This window comes from Pseudomonas sp. NFACC13-1 (genome assembly GCF_900104425.1).
Lineage (GTDB): Bacteria > Pseudomonadota > Gammaproteobacteria > Pseudomonadales > Pseudomonadaceae > Aquipseudomonas > Aquipseudomonas fluorescens_AA.
The window spans coordinates 177,960-196,589 of sequence record NZ_FMXV01000005.1 but is presented as its reverse complement, the minus strand read 5'-3'; the positions used below and the strand labels follow the sequence as shown (position 1 = coordinate 196,589).

The window sequence follows — 18,630 nt, the reverse complement described above, 5'->3', positions numbered from 1 at the left end:
ACCTTTGCCTTGTTGCCGTCTCCCCGGAGTCCCTATGAGTACGCCTTCCTATGTGCACCGGCTGAGTCTCGCCCTGAACGCCCGCGATGGCGAGTTGCGTCCGGCGCTGTGCGGGTTCCTGCTGTTTCTTTGCCTCTTCACCGGTTACTTCATGCTGCGTCCGATCCGTGAGTCGATGGGCATCGCAGCGGGGGTGGAGAATTTGCAATGGCTGTTTACCGCGACCTTCCTGGTCATGCTGGCGGCCGTGCCGTTGTTCGCCTGGCTCAGCTCCCGAGTGCCGCGCCTGCGCCTGATCGACTGGGTGTACGGCTTCTTTGGCTTCAACCTGCTGATGTTCGTCGAGCTGTTCCAGTTCCAGCCGGACAGTATCTGGCTGGCCCGGGTCTTTTACGTCTGGATCTCGGTCTATAACCTGTTCGTCGTCTCCGTGGCCTGGAGCCTGATGGCGGATGTGTTCGACAGCGAGCAGGCCAAGCGTCTGTTTGCCTTCATCGCCGCGGGCGCCAGCGTTGGCGGCCTGCTGGGCCCGGCTTTGAGCGCGCTGCTCATCGGTCCTCTCGGCGCCTCGGGGTTGATGTTGCTGGCGGCCTTGCTGCTGGGGGCCACGCTGGTGTTGAAACGAGCGTTGATGGGGTGGCGCGAAAAGGGTGGGGCGGGCCGTCCCGGCGCCGCGCCGACGCAAAGCCCCCGGCAGCCACTACAAGGTAATCCGTTCAGCGGTTTGACGGCGGTGCTCAGGTCACCTTACCTGTTGGGAATCGCCGGGTTCGTCGTGCTGTTGGCGACGGTCAGCACCTTTCTCTACTTCGAACAGGCGCGCCTGGTGGCCGAGCTCTATCCGGATCGCGCGGCGCAAGTGCGCATCTTCGGCACTATCGACATCATCGTGCAGGCCGGTGCGTTGCTGTCCCAACTGTTCATCACCGGTCGTATCGCGCCGAGGCTGGGGGTCCGTGCCTTGCTGGCCATCGTGCCGCTGCTCATGTGCATCGGTTTCCTCGGCCTGGCGTTGGCGCCGGGGTTCGCGCTGCTGGCAGCGCTGATGATCGTGCGACGGATCGGCGAGTACGCGTTCGTCCGGCCGGGCCGGGAAATGCTGTTCGCCCCCCTGGATGCCGAGAGCAAATACAAGGCCAAGAACTTCATCGATACCGTGGTCTATCGCGCGGGTGACGCCCTGAGCGGCTGGGCCAAGAGTCTGCTCGACCTGCTAGGGCAGGGCGCCGGTCCGGCCGCGATGATTGGCGCCTGTTGCGCGTTGCTGTGGGGTTACTTGGGCTGGCAATTGGGGCGGCGGGCGGACAACGCCGCTTCCCGGGAGCTGCGCTTGGCGGCCATCGCGGCCAGGGCATGAAGACCGTGCCAACCCAACTACTTTATTGTCCGTCGCATCGTTGCGACGAGTGAAAGGTGATGCGGATGAGTTTGAAAAAAAAGGTACTGGCGGTCGGTGCGGTGATTGCCTTCCTGGCATTCTCCAGCGTGTTTGCGGGCAAAGAAAACGCCTTGGTCGGGACATGGCGCATGGTCAGCGCAACCGTTGAGAGTCAGGGCAACCGATCGGAGGCTTATGGCCCCAACCCTCATGGCTGGCTTGTGTTCACGCCAGAGCTGACGTTTGTCGAAGTACTCACTGATCCGCGCGTGCCGGTGTTTCGATCCAATGCGCGTGGCGAAGGCACCGATGAGGAAAACCGGGCGGCGATGGCGGGAAGCATCGGTTTCTTCGGGCGATACACCGTCGACCAGAACGGTGAGTTCACGGGCAATACCGTCCAGGGCTCTACGTTCCCGAACTGGGTGGGCGCCGTGCGTACCCGGGACGACCTGCAGTTGAAGGTCGACGGCGACCAGATGGTGGAGGATTTTCGCCGCCCCGATGGGGCGAAGGTCCACATCGTCTGGGAGCGTGTGAAGTGATGTGCCCGAGGGCATTCGGGCACATCTGCCATCGCAGTGTGGACGGCTGGCACCGAAGCCCGAGGCGCGGCGAGAAAAGGGTGCCTAGGTACGCGAAGAGCCTTCAGGCGATTCGCCAAACCCAACGATCGCCTTGGTTTCCAGGTATTCCTCGAGGCCGAAGACGCCGTACTCACGACCATTGCCCGAGCGCTTGTAGCCGCCGAATGGCGCCATGGGATTCCAGGCGGGGTAATTCAGGAGCACTTGCCCCGCGCGAATTCGAGAAGCCACCGCGCGCGCCAGTTCAAGATCCTGCGATTGAACATGAGCGCCAAGCCCATAGATTGTGTCGTTGGCGATAGCGACTGCCTCGTCGATGCTTTCGTAGGCAATGATGCACAGCACCGGCCCGAAGATTTCTTCCTGGGCGATCCGCATGGCGTTATCCACCTCGGAGAAAACAGTCGGGCGGGTGTAGAAGCCCTTTTCAAACCCCGGCACGCGTCCGAGCCCGCCGCAGAGCAGTTTGGCGCCCTCATGCAGACCGGTCTCGATCATGGCTTGCACGCGATTGAACTGGGCTTCATTGGCGATGGGGCCCAGTACCGTTTCCGGTGATTGCGGATCACCCACGATGATCCCGTTGGCGGTGGCGACCGCCAGTGCTTCGACCTCCGCCAACCGGTCCTTGGGCACGATCATCCGGGTAGGGGCGCTGCAGGATTGTCCGACGTTGCGCAACGCCGTCATCACGCCCAATGGGACAGCTTTGGCAAAGTCGGCATCGGGCAGCAGAATGTTCGGGGATTTGCCGCCCAGTTCCTGCCCGACCCGTTTCGCCGTCGGGGCGGCCGCCTGGGCCACCAGCGCGCCCGCGCGATTCGAGCCGGTAATCGAGATCATGTCGATGTCGGGATGGGCGGCCATCGCCGCGCCGACGACATGGCCGCTGCCGTTCACCAGGTTGAAGACGCCCGGTGGAACGCCCGCGTCATGGACCACTTGCGCAAACAGCAGGGCGCTCAGCGGAGACAGTTCACTGGGCTTGAGGACCACCGTGCAGCCGGCCGCCAGCGCCGCGGCGACTTTTGCGGTGATTTGATAAAGCGGCCAGTTCCACGGGGTGATGAGGCCGCAGACGCCGATGGGTTCGCGTTGGATCGCGGTCCCGTTCTCGACGGTCTGGAAACGATAAGTGGACAGCAGGTCGCGGGCGACCCGGACGTGTTCGGCGGCCAGGGGCACTTGCATCGCCCGTGCAGAACCGATGGCTGCGCCCATTTCCAGGGAGATCGCCTGGGCGAAATCTTCTTTGCGCTCAAGGATAAGCTCATGGAGCTTGCCCAGCACCTGCGCACGCGACGCCGTAGAAGTGACAGACCAACCGGCGAACGCGGCACGCGCCGCCGCGACCGCCCGATCGACATCCTCGGCAGACCCGCTGGCGACCTGGGCGACGACCTCTTCGGTCGCCGGATTGACCACCGGCAAACTGGCCGGGCTGACCGGCGCGGACCAACCGCCATTGATATAAAACAGCTGTGCTGTTTGCGGATCAACGCTGTAGCTATTCGAAGATTGAGTCATCATCCAAGGTGTTCCTTTAGAGCGGTCTGTCGAGCCTGCTCAATAAGCTAACAAAGCGGCCCAGACAAAAAATGCCGTTGTTCGAGTGCGCAAAGGAGAATCTGCCGTATCTGCCGGGCTAACTTGGCATTACCCCGTGGCGAGGGCCATCGCCTCGATTTCGATCAGGTAGCCATGATGCAAGGCCGGCACGGGCACTACCGCTCGCGCTGGCCGATGCTCTCCCAGGTAACGGGCGTAGATTCGATCGAACGCGGGCCAGTGTTCGATACCTGCGACATAGACCGTGACCTTCAGCAGGTCGCGCGTGCTTCGGCCCGCTGCGCCGAGGATCGCCACCAGGTTATCAAGGGCGATGGCGGCCTGGACCTCAAACGATTGGTCGGCACTGTGGACGCCATCGGCGCGTATGGGCAGTTGCCCGGACACATACAGAACGCCCTGATGCACCACCGCCTGGGCGTAATGTCCACCCGGCGCAGCGGCGTTGGCCGTGCTGATCAAATGGATCGAGCCTGCTTGATTACCAGCCATGCAAACGACTCCAGGTGTGCACGCCACCCTCGGCGTCAACCGCGTGATAGTCCGGGAATTGCGCGCCTGTGGCACAGGCATGGTTGGGCAGGATGCGCAGGCGGCTACCGATGGGAAAACGCGCGGTGAGGTCGACACCCTCGGCCGTTTCAAGCGCGACAATGCCGTGCTCCTGATTGGCTCCCGTGAGCAACGCGCCCTCGATCCAATCGCCGGCTTCGGTGCAAACCTGGCCATAACCAAAATCCCGCTGCTGACGCTGCGTGCCGCGGTCACGGCTCATGGCCATCCAACCGGCATCGGTGATGATCCAGCCTTTGTCTTTCTGATGACCGATGACAGTGGTCAGCACGCTCAGCGCCAACTCGTCGGCCTGGCAGACACCGATGTTGTGCATCACCAGATCGAAGAACACATAGACGCCGGCGCGCACTTCAGTGACGCCTTCCAGGTTCAGTGCCGACAAGGCCGTAGGCGTCGAGCCCATGCTGACCTCCGGGCAGGCGAACCCGGCTTCGCGCAGTCGTTGGGCCGCTTTGACGCAAAGAGCGCGCTCCTGTTCGGCCAGGGCTCGCAGCGCTTCAGGGGTGTCGAGTTCATAGCTTGAGCCGGCATGGGTCATCACCCCGCGAAGCGGCATGCCACCCTCGCTGAGTATCCGAGCGACTTCAAGGAGTGAATCGTCTTCGACGTGCAGGCCGGATCGATGGCCGTCGCAATCGATCTCGATCCAGACGTCGAAGCGTTCGTTGTGTTGCTGGCCGAAGGCGACGATGGCCTGGGCCGCGGCAAGGCTGTCCGTGAGGAGGCTCAACTGGCAGCCCTGGCGCCGCAGCAGCAAGGCCTGGGGCAGTTTGCCTGGCGCGATGGCGACGGCATAGAAAACGTCACGAATGCCTTCAGCGAAACAGTACTGGGCTTCCTTCAAGGTCGAAACCGTGACGCCGCTGGCTCCCGCGGCGAGCTGCGCCTGGATCACGGGGAGGCATTTGCTGGTTTTGATATGCGGGCGCAAACGCACACCCAGGGCATCCATGCGTTGTTGCATGCGCTGGATATTGTGCTGCATGCGCGGCACATCCACGAGCGCGGCGGGGGTATCGAGGGCGGCAAGAGAGGTTGACATAAGAAGGGCTCGAATGGCTGGGTACAGGGCCCACTCTACAAAGCCGTCGTGAAGGTGTGCTTCAATGAGGCGTCATCAATCATTAAGTAGAATTGAATGATCTCCATCGAGGACCTGCGTCTGGCCGTGACGCTGGCGCGCGCCGAATCGTTGAGCGCCGCCGCCAGAATCCTGAATGTCTCACCTCCCGCGCTGTCCATGCGTCTGCGCAAGTTGGAGACGCTGCTCGGCCTGACGCTGGCCAATCGCGATGCCCGACGCCTGAGTCTCACCGCCGATGGCGAGCGTTTCTCCCGGGAAAGCGCGCGTTTGCTGGAGCAGTTGGAAGCGCTCCCGGAGTCCTTCAAGCAACGGGACGAGCAGTTGGTTGGCACCCTCAGGCTGGCGGCGCCGTTCGGCTATGGGCGGCAACGCATTGCGCCGCTGCTGGCGCGTTTCGCCAGGCTGCACCCTCAGTTGTGCCTGCACCTGGATTTACGCGAGACGCCATGGCCGGATCGCCATGACAGCGACGCGGTGATTCACATCGGTCACCTCAATGACAGCCTGTGGGTCGCCAGGCTCCTCACCTCAAATGACCGATGGTTATGCGCAAGCCCTGCCTATCTGCAGCAGCACGGCACGCCGTCGTCACCTGAGCAACTTGCCGGGCACCGCTGCATTTGCATTCGTGAAAATGATGAAGATGTCACGCTGTGGCACCTGCGCAAGGGGCAGGGGCGTAGAACCCTGCGCATCGAGCCCGCGATGCTGAGCAACGATGGCAGCGTGGCTCGACGCTGGGCCGAGCAAGGCCTGGGGCTGGTGCTGCGTTCGCAATGGGATGTCAGTGATGCCATTGCCGACAAGCGTCTGGTTCGGGTGTTGGCGGATTGGCAATTCGACAGTGCGCCGATCAACCTGTTGGTGCCTTCACGAAAACTGCGTAGCCCGCGGGTGCAGGCCTTGGTGGCGTTTCTGGAGGAGGCATTGAAAGCATGATCGGCAGACTGCCCGCGAAGGTGGTTTCATCGTCGATGGGACGTTGAATGGGCCGGCGTCATCGCGAGCAAGCTCGCTCCCACAGAGGACTGAGCACCTATTTTTGTCTGCCGAAAATCCAATGTGGGAGCGAGCTTGCTCGCGATAGCGGTGGCCCAGCTAAATGAATGCCGGATGTGACCCTCGGACCAGATGATCAAAACCTCCCATCCGAAGCACTCCGCAAAGTCTGCTGAACACATCCCGCAAAACGGTGGTTTGTACCAGGCGACCTATACTTTTAACCGTTTATGCACGGTTTCTTGGTGTTGTAATAACACCATGATTCAGCGTGGCACTGATGCTTCCAGAACGGAGTAGCGGCTTGCCCTGGTCGCTACCCTCAGTGCATGGCCGATGCACCCGCGACCGCCTGAAGAAGACGTACCTTCAAATTCCCCGGCCTTCATGGACATCCCTAAAATGCCAGCACCGTTAATTTCCGTAGAGACGAATTCTGAGCTTCCGACGCATGCTGACGTTGTCGTGATCGGCGGCGGCATTATCGGAACCTTCACGGCCTATTACCTGGCCAAGCGCGGCATGAAGGTCGCGCTGGTGGAAAAAGGCCGCGTGGGTGCGGAGCAATCGAGTCGAAACTGGGGCTGGTGCCGTCAGCAGAATCGAGACGCTCGTGAACTGCCGCTGTCGACCAAGAGCCTGGATCTTTGGGAGCAGTTCGCGGCAGAGACCGGTGAGGACACCGGTTTCAGAAGGTGTGGCTTGCTCTACCTGAGCAACAACGAGAAAGAGCTGGCCGGTTGGGCGAAATGGGGGGAGTTCGCCCGTACCGTCAATGTGAAAACCCACATGCTGACGGCGGAGCAGGCCGCTCAACATGGCCGGGTGACCGGCAAGCCCTGGAAAGGCGGGGTCTTTTCACCTACCGACGGTACGGCAGACCCATCCCGTGCCGCCCCGGCGGTCGCACGGGCCATCATTAAACTGGGCGGCACGGTGCACCAGGGCTGTGCCGCCCGTGGCCTCGAGACCGAGGGGGGCCGGTTGTCTGCCGTCGTCACCGAGAAGGGCACCATTCGCACCAGGCTCGCGGTGCTCGCCGGTGGCGCATGGGCGTCCTCTTTCTGCCGTCAGTACGGCATCCGGTTTCCCCAGGCGTCCATTCGCCAGACGATATTGTCGGTCTCCAAGAGCACCCAAGAGATACCGGACGCGCTCCACACGGATGAAGTCTCCATGACCCGTCGCTCCGATGGCGGGATCACGCTGGCCATCAGTGGCCGAGGGCGTGTTGACCCGACCTTGCAATTGCTGCGTTTCGCCCCGCAGTTCCTGCCGATGTTCCAGCGCCGGTGGCGCAAGCTGGCCCCCGGTGGCCTGGAAGGCTTTCAATCGGGACACGAGGGCTTGGGGCGCTGGCGGTTGGACCAGCCGACGCCGATGGAGCGCATGCGAATTCTCGATCCGAAGGCAGACGCCTCGACGGTCGAGTTGACTTACAAGCGCGCGGTAGACCTGATCCCGATGCTGAAAACCTCGTCGGTCACCGCCGCCTGGGCAGGTTATGTGGACAGCACGCCGGACGGTGTCCCGGGCATCGGCGAGATGGCCAGCCTGCCTGGCCTGGTGCTGGCGGCAGGGTTCAGTGGTCATGGCTTCGGCATCGGCCCGGGTGCGGGCCATTTGATCGCCGACATAGTCTGTGACATGCCCCCGCTGGTTGATCCGCGTCCCTATCATCCGGACCGTTTTCAATCTTCGGCCTGGGGCAAGGTCGCGGAGTTCTGAGGCGCTGGAAACTCACCGGCAAAACAATGAACGGGCGCATCCTCAGGGGATGCGCCCGTTTTCGTTTGCAGGCGCAGATTCTGCCGTTGGTGGCGTTTCCCAGCGGTTCTTTACGCACCATAAACGTCCGCAAAAGCCTTGAAAACGGCGCAAATGCCCGTGCATGGCGCATCCCGCACAGTCTGCTGAGCAGGCCCCGAAAAACGGTGGTTTGTGCCAAGGGACCTATACTTTTAACCGTTTATGCACGGTCTCATGATGCTGTAATAAATCCGTGATGCAGCGTTGCACCCAGGCTTTCGGAACGGCGCAACCGCTTGCCCCTCATGACCTCAACCATCATTCAGGACTGCACTCATGAGCTTCCTTCGCCCCAAGTTCATTACCTTTGACTGCTACGGCACGTTGACCAACTTCCAGATGGGGACCATGACGCGCGAACTGTTCGCCGATCGGGTCCCCGCCGAGCAGATGGACCAGTTCGTCAAGGATTTCTCGGCCTATCGCCTGGACCAGGTGATGGGTGACTGGCGGCCCTATGATGAAATTCTCAAGACTGCCCTGGCCCGGGTCTGCAAGCGTTGGGGTGTCGAGTACAAAGGCGAAGGTCAGCGCTACTACGATGCCGTCCCGACCTGGGGACCCCATGCCGACGTACCGGCCGGCCTGTCGAAAATCGCCGACAAGATTCCCCTGGTGATTTTCTCCAACGCGATGGACGAGCAGATCATGTCCAACGTCGACAAGCTCGGCGCACCGTTCCATAAAGTCTTCACGGCTCAACAAGCCCAAGCCTACAAGCCGCGCCTGGCGGCCTTCGAATTCATGCTCGATAACCTCGGCTGCGGGCCGGAGGATGTCCTGCACGTGTCCTCGAGCTTCCGTTATGACCTGATGTCGGCCCACGACATGAAGATCAAGCACAAAGCGTTCGTGGCCCGTGGTCATGAACTGCCTGGAAACGCTGGCTACAACTACCACCAGATCCCGGACATCGGCGGATTGGCCGGCCTGGTCGGTCTCTGAGTCTTTGGGCACTCTTCAAGGCATAAGGGGTTAGACATGGGCAGTGAGTCTTATTGGCTCGATACCGCACCGGCATTTACCGGTGCCCAGCTCGGTGCGTTGCCCGGGCAGGTCGATGTAGCCATCGTCGGTGGTGGTTTCACTGGCCTGGCCGCGGCCCGGGCCCTGGCCTTGAAGGGGGCCAATGTCGTGGTGCTGGAAGGCGGGCGGGTCATTGGCGAGGCGTCGGGGCGCAATGGCGGCCAGTGCAATACCGGCGTGGCCCAGGACTACGCGGCCCTGAGTGCCAGCCTCGGCGCTGATAAAGCGCGCGCCTATTACCAGGCCTATGAAAGCGCTGTGCAGAGCGTCGTCTCGCTGGTGGAGCAGGAACAGATTGCCTGCGACTTCACACGCAATGGCAAGCTCAAGCTGGCGGCCAAGCCCTTGCATTACGAAGGTTTGGCGCGCACCTGCGAATTGATTCGGCGAGAGGTCGATGCCGAGGTCGAATTGCTGTCTGCGCAAGAGACCCGCGCTGAAGTCAACTCGGCCCAGTTCCATGGCGGCTTGTTGCAGCGCAATGGCGTGCAGATGCACGTCGGGCGCTTCGGGGTCGGGTTGGCCGAGGCCGCCGTCCGTCACGGCGCCTTGATTTTCCAGGGCGTGTCCGTCACGGACTGGAAAGCCAGTGCCGGCGGCTATCGGGTCAATACCACCAAGGGATCGCTACAGGCCACGCAGGTCCTGCTGGCCACCGGCACCTCCCAGCAGGGTGGGTTGGGCTGGTATCGGCGGCGGATCGTGCCGGTGGGCAGCTTCGTGATCGCCACCGAGGTGTTGCCGCAGGCGCTGATCGACAGTTTGCTGCCGGCACACCGCTCCTATGTCACCAGCCGCATGATCGGTAACTACTTCCGCCTGACCCCGGACAACCGTCTGCTGTTTGGCGGGCGGGCACGGTTTGCCATGTCTGACAGCGTGTCCGATGCCAAGAGCGGCAAAGTCTTGCACGCGGCGATGGTGCAGATGTTCCCGCAGCTGGCCCAGGTGAAGATCGATTATTGCTGGGGCGGATTGGTGGACATGACCTCCGATCGGCTGCCCCGGGCCGGCCAGCACGGAGGGGTTTATCACTCCATGGGCTACAGCGGCCATGGTGTGCAGATGTCGGTGCACATGGGGCAAGTCATGGCCGACGTCATGGCGGGCAAGGTCGAGGCCAACCCTTGGCGCGAACTCGATTGGCCGGCCATCCCCGGTCATTTCGGCAAACCCTGGTTTTTGCCTCTGGTCGGTGCGTACTACCGCCTCCAAGACTATTTGCACTGAGTTGCGGGGTGACGCTTCACGTTTCAACACATTGCGTTAATCGCGCGCAATCGAGCCTTATCATTTCCGAAAGGTAGAACTGACATGACTGACGAAAAAAACAGTATCGACACCCAGCTGATAACAGGTACGGAAAGTCTGCGCATTTTCGAAGGGCTCAATCGCGGCATGTCACGCCGCAATGCATTGCAAATGCTGGGGTTGGCCGGGGTGGCCGTGGCGGGCGCGGGCAGCCTGTTCGGCGCCGCCGGCAAGCTGTTCGCCGATGAGGAGGCCGCCGCCCCTGGCAAAGGCAAGCCTGGCGGGCGCATTCGCGTCGCCGGCTCGACCAGTTCCACCACCGACACCCTGGACCCGGCCAAAGGTTCGTCGTCCACCGATTATGTGCGCCATTACATGTTCTATAACGGGCTGACGCGTTTCGACAGCCACATGGTGCCGCAACTGGAACTGGCCGAGCGTATCGACACCACCGACGCCACGCTTTGGGTGATCAGCCTGCGCAAGGAAGTGACCTTCCACAATGGCAAGGCACTGACCGCCGCCGACGTGGTGTTTTCGCTGCTGCGGCACAAGGACCCGATCACCGGCTCCAAGGTCCTGCCGCTGGCGTCGCAGTTCGCCGAAGTCAAAGCCGTCGGCACCCACGAAGTGCAGATACAATTGAGCGGTCCCAACGCGGAGCTGCCGTCGATCCTGGCCGTCTCCCACATGTTGATCGTTCCCGAGGGCACCAGCGATTTCAGCCAGGGCATCGGTACCGGTCCGTTCAAGGTCAAGGAGTTCAAGCCCGGGGTGCGCTCCATTGGTGTGCGCAACACCAACTACTGGAAACCCGGCTTGCCGTACCTGGACGAGATCGAATTCATCGGCATTGCCGACGAATCGTCACGGATCAACGCCCTGTTGTCGGGGGACGTGCACATCGTCAACGAGGTCAACCCACGTTCGACGACTCGCATCAAGGCCAGCGCCAAGCACCAGGTCATCGATTCACCGTCGGGCAACTACACTGACCTGATCATCCGCCAGGACCAGATGCCGGGCCAAAGCCCGGAATTCACCCAGGCCATGAAGTTGCTGCTGGACCGGGAACAGATCAAGTCGGCGATCTTCCGGGGCTATGCCAGGGTCGGCAACGATCATCCGATCGCACCTGGTGCACGGTTCTACAATGCCGAGTTGCCGCAACGGGCCTACGATCCGGAACAGGCCAGGTTCCTGCTCAAGAAGGCCGGCATGCAAGACATCAGCATGCCGCTGATGTGCTCGCCAGCGGCGACCGGCTCGGTGGACGTCGCGGTGCTGCTGCAGCAGTCCGCCAAGGAGGCGGGACTCAAGCTCAACGTCAACCGCCTGCCGAGCGATGGCTACTGGTCCAACCATTGGGCCAAGCACCCATTGAGCTTTGGCAACATCAACCCGCGGCCCAATGCCGACATGCTGTTCTCGCAGTTCTTCCAGTCGAGCGCACCGTGGAACGAATCCGGTTGGAAAAACGAACAGTTCGACCAGCTGTTGGTGCAGGCCCGAGGTGAGACCGACGAGGTCAAGCGCGGCAAGATGTACGGCGACATGCAAGTGCTGGTGCATGAGCACTGTGGCATCGGTGTACCGGTATTCATCAGCAACATCGATGGCGCCGATCAGCGCGTAAAGGGCTACGGTGCCAACCCCCTGGGCGGTTTCATGGGCTACATGTTTGCCGAGCAAGTCTGGCTGGATGCCTGATGACCGTCAGGTTTGTGCCATATTGCATGAGGGTCGGATGATGAACAGCAACACACTCTGGTTGATCGGCCGTCGCCTGGGGGCGGCGGTCGTGACCTTGTTGATTGTCTCCATGGTGGTGTTCGCCATCACGGCAGTGCTGCCGGGGGACGCGGCGCAACAGGCGCTGGGCCAGTTCGCCACACCGGAACAGGTGGCGGCCCTGCGGATGAAAATGGGGTTGGACCAGCCCGGTGTGTTGCGTTACCTGCATTGGCTGACGAGCCTGCTCAGCGGTGACTTGGGGATGTCGATGTCCAATGCCACGCCGGTCGTCGACTTGATGGCCGGCCGGGTCCCCAACACCTTGATGCTGGCGGCTGCCACGGCGTTGGTGTCGGTGCCTGTGGCCTTGGCCCTGGGTATCGGTTCGGCGATGGGACGAGGCGGGCGTATCGACAGCTTCCTGAGCTTCTTCACCTTGACCATGGTGGCGGTGCCGGAGTTTCTGGTCGCCACCTTGGCGGTGCTGATATTCGCCGTGAACCTGGGCTGGTTGTCGGCACTGTCCTACGCCAGTGACATCACCTCACCCTGGCAATTCATGCGCACCTACGCCTTGCCGGTGATGACGCTGTGCTGCGTGATTGTCGCGCAAATGTCGCGCATGACCCGGGCGGCGGTGATCGATCAACTCGACAGCCCTTACGTGGAAATGGCCCGGCTCAAGGGCGTCAGCAATATCCGGATCGTCCTTCGCCATGCCTTGCCCAATGCCATTGGCCCCATCGCCAATGCCATCGCCCTGAGCCTGTCCTATCTGTTGGGTGGGGTGGTGATCGTGGAAACGATCTTCAACTACCCCGGCATCGCCAGCCTGATGGTCGATGCCGTGACCAACCGCGACATGGCCCTGGTCCAGGCCTGCACCATGTTGTTTTGTACGGCGTATCTGGCGTTGGTATTGATTGCCGACCTGTGCGCCATCCTTTCCAACCCGAGGCTGAGAAACCAATGAACAACCTCATTGTGAAGTCCCCGACGGCAGCCGTTGCGCTGGGGCTGGGCAAAGACGCCCACGCAAAGTCCTGGCTTGGCCTGGTCGGTGCCGCGATGTGTGTGATCTGGTTGCTGGTGGCCATCTTCGGCCCTTGGCTGGCGCCGCATCCGGTGGGGGAAGTGGTCTCTGACAACGTCTTCGACAGCCTCAGCGCGACGTACCCGTTCGGCACCGATTACCTGGGCCGCGACATGCTCAGCCGGATCCTCGTCGGCGCACGCTTCACCGTCGGCCTGGCGTTGGTGGCCGCGGTGTTGTCCAGCACCCTGGGAACCAGTCTCGCGCTGTTGTCGGTGGTGTCGTCAAAGTGGCTGGATGAGCTGATCAGTCGCCTGATGGACGCGTTCATTTCGATCCCCAGCAAGATGTTGGCGCTGATCATGGTCTCGGCCTTCGGCTCCTCGGTCACCCTGCTGATCTGCACGGCGGTGTTGAGCTACACCCCCGGCGCTTTCCGCATCGCCCGCAGCATGGCGGTGAATATCGAAGCCCTGGAATACGTGCAAGTGGCCCGTACCCGTGGTGAGCGCCGGCTGTACATCGCTTGTGTGGAAATCCTGCCGAACATACTCAACCCGGTCCTGGCGGACCTGGGCCTGCGCTTCGGTTTTATCGTGTTGCTGCTCAGTGGCATGAGTTTCCTGGGGCTGGGCGTGCAACCGCCGGATGCCGACCTGGGCTCGCTGGTGCGCGAGAACATCGGTGGCCTCAATCAGGGGGCGCCGGCCATTGTGATTCCGGCCCTGGCCATCGGCACCCTGACCATCGGTGTGAATCTGTTCATCGACCGGTTGTCGTCGCGGCGTAGCCGACGTTCGGGAGGTCATTGAAATGAGCGAATTGATTCGAGTACAGGACCTGCGCGTGGTCGCCTGTGGCGAGCGCGGTGAAGTGGACATCGTCAAGGGGGTCAGCTTTTCCCTGCAAAAAGGCGAAGTGTTGGCGTTGATCGGTGAGTCCGGTTCCGGCAAGACCACCATTGCCCTGGCGCTGCTCGGCTATGCCCGGCGCGGTTGTCGCCTGGCGGGCGGCGTGGTGCAGGTCGGCGAGCATGACATGCTGGCGGCGAGCGAAAGCCAGTTGCAGAAGTTGCGCGGCAACCGGGTGTCCTATATCGCCCAGAGCGCCGCAGCGGCCTTCAACCCGGCGAAAAAGCTGATCGACCAAGTGGTGGAGGGCGCGCTGATTCACGGCTTGGGTAGTCGGGCGGTGCTTGAAGCCAAGGCCATCGAGTTGTTCCGCGACCTGGCCCTGCCAGACCCTGAGCGCATTGGCCGGCGCTACCCCCACCAGGTGTCCGGCGGGCAACTGCAACGGGTGATGGCGGCCATGGCGCTGATCAGCGATCCGTTGCTGGTGGTGCTCGACGAGCCGACCACGGCCCTCGACGTGACAACCCAGATCGATGTGCTGCGGGCCTTCAAGCGAGTGGTCGGCGAACGTGGGGCCACGGCCGTCTATGTGTCTCACGACCTGGCGGTGGTGGCGCAGATGGCTGACCAGATCGTGGTGCTCAACGGCGGTGAAATCTTCGAGCACAGCGCCACGGCACCGTTGCTCAAGGGCCCGGCCCATGAATACACCCGCAGCTTGTTGGCGGCGGCGCGACCGGACACGACGATCCGTCCGCCGAGCGACATCGCCCAAGACACACCGTTGCTGACCATCCAGGGGCTGACCGCCGGCTACGGCAACAAAAATGCCCAAGGCATGCCGGCGATTCGCGTGCTGGAAGACATTGACCTGACGATTCGCAGGGGTCAGGCCATTGGTGTCATCGGTGAGTCGGGCTCTGGCAAATCGACCCTGGCACGGGTCGTGGCCGGATTGTTGATGCCGGCCCTTGGCGGGTTGACCTTCGATGGCCAACCCCTGGGGGGCAGCCTGTCGTCGCGCACCCCCGAGCAGTTCCGACGTATCCAAATGGTCTTCCAGAATGCCGACACCGCGCTCAACCCGATGCACAGCGTCAGCACGATCCTGAGCCGGCCGCTGAAGATGTATTTCGGCCTCAAGGGCGCGGCTTTGCGCGAGCGTATCGGCGAATTGCTGGACCTGGTGCGTTTGCCGCGGGCGATGGCGCAGCGGCGTCCGAACGAACTGTCCGGCGGGCAGAAGCAAAGGGTCAACCTGGCCCGGGCCTTGGCGGCCAAGCCGGACCTGATCCTCTGCGACGAGGTGACCTCGGCGCTGGATACCGTGGTCGGTGCGGCGATTCTCGAACTGCTGCGCGATCTGCGCCAGCAACTGGGAGTGTCCTATCTGTTCATCAGCCACGACATCTCCACCGTGCGCGCCCTGTGTGACGACATCGTGGTGATGTACAGCGGCCACAAGATCCAGGCCGGCACGCGCCAATCCTATGCCGAGACGCCGTTCCATCCGTACACCGACCTGCTGATCCATTGCGTACCGGAACTGCGCCAGGGCTGGCTGGAAACCTGTGGGGCCACGACCTGCCAGACGCTGCCGTCCGTTGGCCCCAAAGCCAACGTGCCCGGCCTGTGTACCTTTCTCAGTCGCTGCCCGGTGCGGGTCGACGGCTTGTGCAATTGCGTCGCGCCGCAACGGCGGACGATTGTGGGCGGCAGTGAAATCCTCTGCCACCACGACAGTGCGGAACTGATGAAGACCCAGCAGTCCAACAACCTGACCGTGGCGGCATATGCATGAACCGGCGTTTCGTCAGGCGGGTCGACATCAAGCGTTTCTTCTTTTCAGTCGAGCAACGGAGCAAGGCCTCATGAAACCCCGCGTGTTGGACATTCTCAAACGGCTGATGGCCTTCGATACCGTCTCTTCGGAATCGAACATGGCCTTGATCGAGTACGTGCGCGACCTGCTGCTGACCAAGGGCATCGAGTCCCTGATCGTCCAGGATGAAAGCGGCAGGAAAGCCAATCTGTTTGCCAGCACCGGGCCACGGGACGTGCCGGGGATCCTGCTGTCCGGGCATACCGACGTGGTGCCGGCGGCGGGGCAGGCCTGGACCTTTCCGGCCTTCGAGGCGACGGTGCAGGATGGGCGGATTTATGGTCGTGGCAGTTGCGACATGAAGGGTTTTATCGCACTGGCTGTCGACGCCATGCTCGAGGCCACCGGGCAGCCATTGAGCCGGCCATTGCAATTGGCCCTGTCCCATGACGAAGAGATCGGTTGCGTGGGGGTGCGTCGTCTGCTCGATGTGCTGCACCTGGCACCGGTCCGGCCGTTTCTGTGCGTCATCGGCGAGCCAACCAATATGCAGTTCGTGCTCGGGCACAAGGGCAAGGGTTCCTACCGTACTTACTGTCGCGGCCTGGAAGCCCATTCGTCCCTGGCACCGCGCTCGGTCAATGCGATTCACGTGGCCTGCGATTTCATCGCCGCGCTGCGCCTGAGCCAGCAGCAGTTGCAAGAGCAGGGCGCCCGGGATACCGATTACGACGTACCCTACAGCACCGTGCATGTTGGACAGATTGTCGGCGGCAAGGCGCTGAACATTGTGCCCAACTTGTGCACCCTGGACTTCGAAGTGCGTAACTTGCCGGCGGACGACCTGGACGGGTTCCTGGAACAGATGCGCGAGCGCGCCGAACTGATCGTCGGCGAAGCCAGGAAGCTCTCCAGCGTGGCCGCTATCGAAATCGAGACCCTGAATGTCTATCCGGGCCTCGATACCCACCCGAGCGTCGAAGCGGTGCGTTTCCTGAAAAACTTTGCCGCGCCGGATACTGGCACGGCAAAGGTCTCATTCGGCACCGAGGGCGGGCTGTTCAAACAACGCCTGGATGTACCGGTGGTGGTCTGCGGGCCAGGCTCGATAGAACAGGCGCACAAGCCTGACGAGTTCATCGAGATCAGCCAGATGGACGCTGGCGAGCGTTTCCTGCAAGGGTTAGTGGGCTCAATGCACCGCTAGTATTCCGTCTGCCTGATTGAACATTCCCTCACCACGCCTGCAACCCCGTGCGTTTCATCGCCTGATCGAGGCGTACGGCGATCGATCCCCACCCGCGGTAGAGCATGCCGTCGAAGGCTGATTTTCAGCATTCACGGCTGTAGGGCCGGCGTTTTCAGCATCCTCGTTCAGGGCGAAACAATAGACTGAAAGCTGTCTCAAAACAGGACCCGACACCATGCTCAAGAATCGCCTGAAAGACCCCAGCTTGCTGGTAGAACGCGCTTACATCGACGGTCAGTGGGTCGGCGCCGACAACGCCGCGACCGTGGACGTTATCAACCCGGCCACCGGCGAAATGCTCGCCAGGGTCCCCGCGATACAAGGCAATGAAACCCGGCGCGCCATCGAAGCCGCCGACCGTGCCTGGCCGGCCTGGCGTGCGCGTCCGGCGGCAGAGCGGGCGGCGCTGCTGGATCGCTGGTATCAGGCCATGATCGACAACCTCGATGACCTGGCGTTGATCTTGACCTGCGAACAGGGCAAGCCTCTGGCGGAAGCCCAGGGCGAAATCCGCTACGGCGCCAGCTTCGTCAAATGGTTCGCCGAAGAAGCCCGACGGGTCTATGGCGAAACCATCCAGGCCCCCAGCGGTGACCGCCGCTTGCTGACCCTCAAGCAACCGGTCGGTGTTTGCGCCGCGATCACCCCGTGGAACTTCCCCAACGCGATGATCACCCGCAAGTGCGCGCCCGCCCTGGCCGCCGGTTGCACGATCGTGGTCAAGCCGTCGGACCTGACCCCGCTGTCGGCCCTGGCACTGGCGGTGTTGGCCGAGCGGGTCGGCATTCCGGCCGGGGTGTTCAACGTCGTGACCGGCATGCCCGCCGGCATTGGTGAAGAACTGACCGGCAACCCGACTGTGCGCAAGCTGTCTTTCACTGGGTCCACGGCGGTCGGTCGCCTGCTGATGCGCCAGAGCGCCGAACACATCAAGCGCTTGAGCCTGGAGCTGGGCGGTAACGCACCGTTCATCGTGTTCGACGACGCGGACCTGGAGCAGGCCGTGACCGGCATCATGCTCAGCAAATTCCGCAACGCCGGGCAAACCTGCGTCTGCGCCAACCGGATCCTGGTGCAGGACGGGATCTACGAGCGCTTCGCCCTGCGCCTGGTGGAGGAGGTGGGCAAGCTCAAGGTCGGCGATGGCCTGGATGACGGCGTAAACATAGGCCCACTGATCAATACGGCGGCGGTCAGCAAGGTCGCTCGACATATCGACGAGGCCTTGAGTCAGGGCGCTCGTCTACTCTGTGGTGAAATCCCCAAGGGTGACAGCCAGTTCGTCCAGCCGACGGTGCTCGGTGAGGCCCATGCCGGAATGCTGCTGGCCAATGAAGAGACCTTCGGTCCCGTTGCGCCGTTGATGCGCTTCAGCACCGAAGAAGAGGCGCTGGCCTCGGCCAACGCAACGCCCTATGGCTTGGCCGCCTATTTCTTCACCCAGGATTTGCGCCGCTCATGGCGGTTCGGCGAGGCGCTGGAGTTCGGTATGGTCGGGCTCAATACCGGGCTCATCTCCATGGATGTCGCCCCCTTTGGCGGCATCAAGCAATCGGGCCTGGGGCGTGAAGGCAGCAAGTATGGCCTGGACGAGTTCCTTGAAGTCAAAGCCTTCCACATGGGTGGCTTGTGATGCGGTCAGCATTTGAAGAGAGGAGG

Annotated in this window: 15 protein-coding genes; 12 read left to right on the top strand and 3 right to left on the bottom strand. The window is 62.2% G+C overall.

The genetic code is table 11. The features are described 5' to 3' along the window. Nucleotides 1–34: 34 nt before the first annotated feature. Entirely contained in the window at nucleotides 35–1,357 is a 1,323-nt protein-coding gene (locus BLQ55_RS09235; RefSeq protein ID WP_092199726.1) for an NTP/NDP exchange transporter, read from the top strand. 65 nt (nucleotides 1,358–1,422) lie between these two features. Continuing rightward, nucleotides 1,423–1,923 carry a lipocalin-like domain-containing protein gene (locus BLQ55_RS09230; RefSeq protein ID WP_092253517.1) on the top strand — a complete coding sequence of 167 codons (501 nt, stop codon included), beginning with the start codon at nucleotides 1,423–1,425 and terminating at the stop codon, nucleotides 1,921–1,923. An 84-nt stretch (nucleotides 1,924–2,007) separates the two neighbouring features. On the opposite strand, the gene BLQ55_RS09225 is transcribed toward BLQ55_RS09230, so the two are convergent. The 3 genes from BLQ55_RS09225 to BLQ55_RS09215 form a co-directional block, all read right to left on the bottom strand. Then, complete coding sequence (locus BLQ55_RS09225; protein ID WP_092199719.1) at nucleotides 2,008–3,495, bottom strand: aldehyde dehydrogenase family protein; 1,488 nt, start codon at nucleotides 3,493–3,495, stop codon at nucleotides 2,008–2,010. Nucleotides 3,496–3,621: 126 nt separating this feature from the next. Next, nucleotides 3,622–4,026 (bottom strand): RidA family protein, encoded by a 405-nt coding sequence (locus BLQ55_RS09220; protein WP_092253515.1) that lies wholly within the window; start codon nucleotides 4,024–4,026, stop codon nucleotides 3,622–3,624. Then, nucleotides 4,016–5,152, bottom strand: a complete 1,137-nt coding sequence (locus BLQ55_RS09215) for a DSD1 family PLP-dependent enzyme (protein ID WP_092253513.1) — start codon at nucleotides 5,150–5,152, stop codon at nucleotides 4,016–4,018. Before BLQ55_RS09215 ends, BLQ55_RS09220 begins: the two co-directional genes overlap by 11 nt. Nucleotides 5,153–5,248: 96 nt before the next feature. Here BLQ55_RS09215 and BLQ55_RS09210 point away from each other — a divergent pair, with 96 nt between their 5' ends. From BLQ55_RS09210 to BLQ55_RS09165, 10 genes are all read left to right on the top strand, one after another. Continuing rightward, complete coding sequence (locus BLQ55_RS09210) at nucleotides 5,249–6,133, top strand: LysR family transcriptional regulator (protein WP_092253511.1); 885 nt, start codon at nucleotides 5,249–5,251, stop codon at nucleotides 6,131–6,133. 462 nt (nucleotides 6,134–6,595) lie between these two features. Then, complete coding sequence (locus tag BLQ55_RS09205; protein WP_092253509.1) at nucleotides 6,596–7,921, top strand: NAD(P)/FAD-dependent oxidoreductase; 1,326 nt, start codon at nucleotides 6,596–6,598, stop codon at nucleotides 7,919–7,921. A 357-nt stretch (nucleotides 7,922–8,278) separates the two neighbouring features. Beyond that, nucleotides 8,279–8,947, top strand: coding sequence for a haloacid dehalogenase type II (locus tag BLQ55_RS09200; RefSeq protein ID WP_092253507.1), 669 nt, complete (start codon nucleotides 8,279–8,281; stop codon nucleotides 8,945–8,947). Nucleotides 8,948–8,983: 36 nt separating this feature from the next. Next, the gene (locus BLQ55_RS09195) at nucleotides 8,984–10,258 is read left to right on the top strand and encodes an NAD(P)/FAD-dependent oxidoreductase (protein WP_092253505.1); all 1,275 of its coding nucleotides are present in this window, start codon (nucleotides 8,984–8,986) and stop codon (nucleotides 10,256–10,258) included. An 84-nt stretch (nucleotides 10,259–10,342) separates the two neighbouring features. Then, a complete protein-coding gene (locus BLQ55_RS09190) occupies nucleotides 10,343–11,989 on the top strand; it encodes an ABC transporter substrate-binding protein (RefSeq protein ID WP_092199698.1) in 1,647 nt (548 codons plus the stop codon). A 40-nt stretch (nucleotides 11,990–12,029) separates the two neighbouring features. Then, nucleotides 12,030–12,986, top strand: a complete 957-nt coding sequence (locus tag BLQ55_RS09185) for an ABC transporter permease (protein WP_092200018.1) — start codon at nucleotides 12,030–12,032, stop codon at nucleotides 12,984–12,986. Further along, nucleotides 12,983–13,858 (top strand): ABC transporter permease, encoded by an 876-nt coding sequence (locus BLQ55_RS09180; RefSeq protein ID WP_092253503.1) that lies wholly within the window; start codon nucleotides 12,983–12,985, stop codon nucleotides 13,856–13,858. Before BLQ55_RS09185 ends, BLQ55_RS09180 begins: the two co-directional genes overlap by 4 nt. A gap of 1 nt (nucleotide 13,859) precedes the next feature. Continuing rightward, nucleotides 13,860–15,701: an ABC transporter ATP-binding protein gene (locus tag BLQ55_RS09175; protein WP_092253501.1), complete on the top strand. Its 1,842-nt coding sequence runs from the start codon at nucleotides 13,860–13,862 to the stop codon at nucleotides 15,699–15,701. Between the two features lie 70 nt (nucleotides 15,702–15,771). Next, nucleotides 15,772–16,929: an acetylornithine deacetylase gene (gene argE, locus BLQ55_RS09170; RefSeq protein ID WP_092253498.1), complete on the top strand. Its 1,158-nt coding sequence runs from the start codon at nucleotides 15,772–15,774 to the stop codon at nucleotides 16,927–16,929. 217 nt (nucleotides 16,930–17,146) lie between these two features. Continuing rightward, entirely contained in the window at nucleotides 17,147–18,604 is a 1,458-nt protein-coding gene (locus BLQ55_RS09165) for an NAD-dependent succinate-semialdehyde dehydrogenase (RefSeq protein ID WP_092199686.1), read from the top strand. The last annotated feature ends 26 nt before the right edge of the window (nucleotides 18,605–18,630 follow it).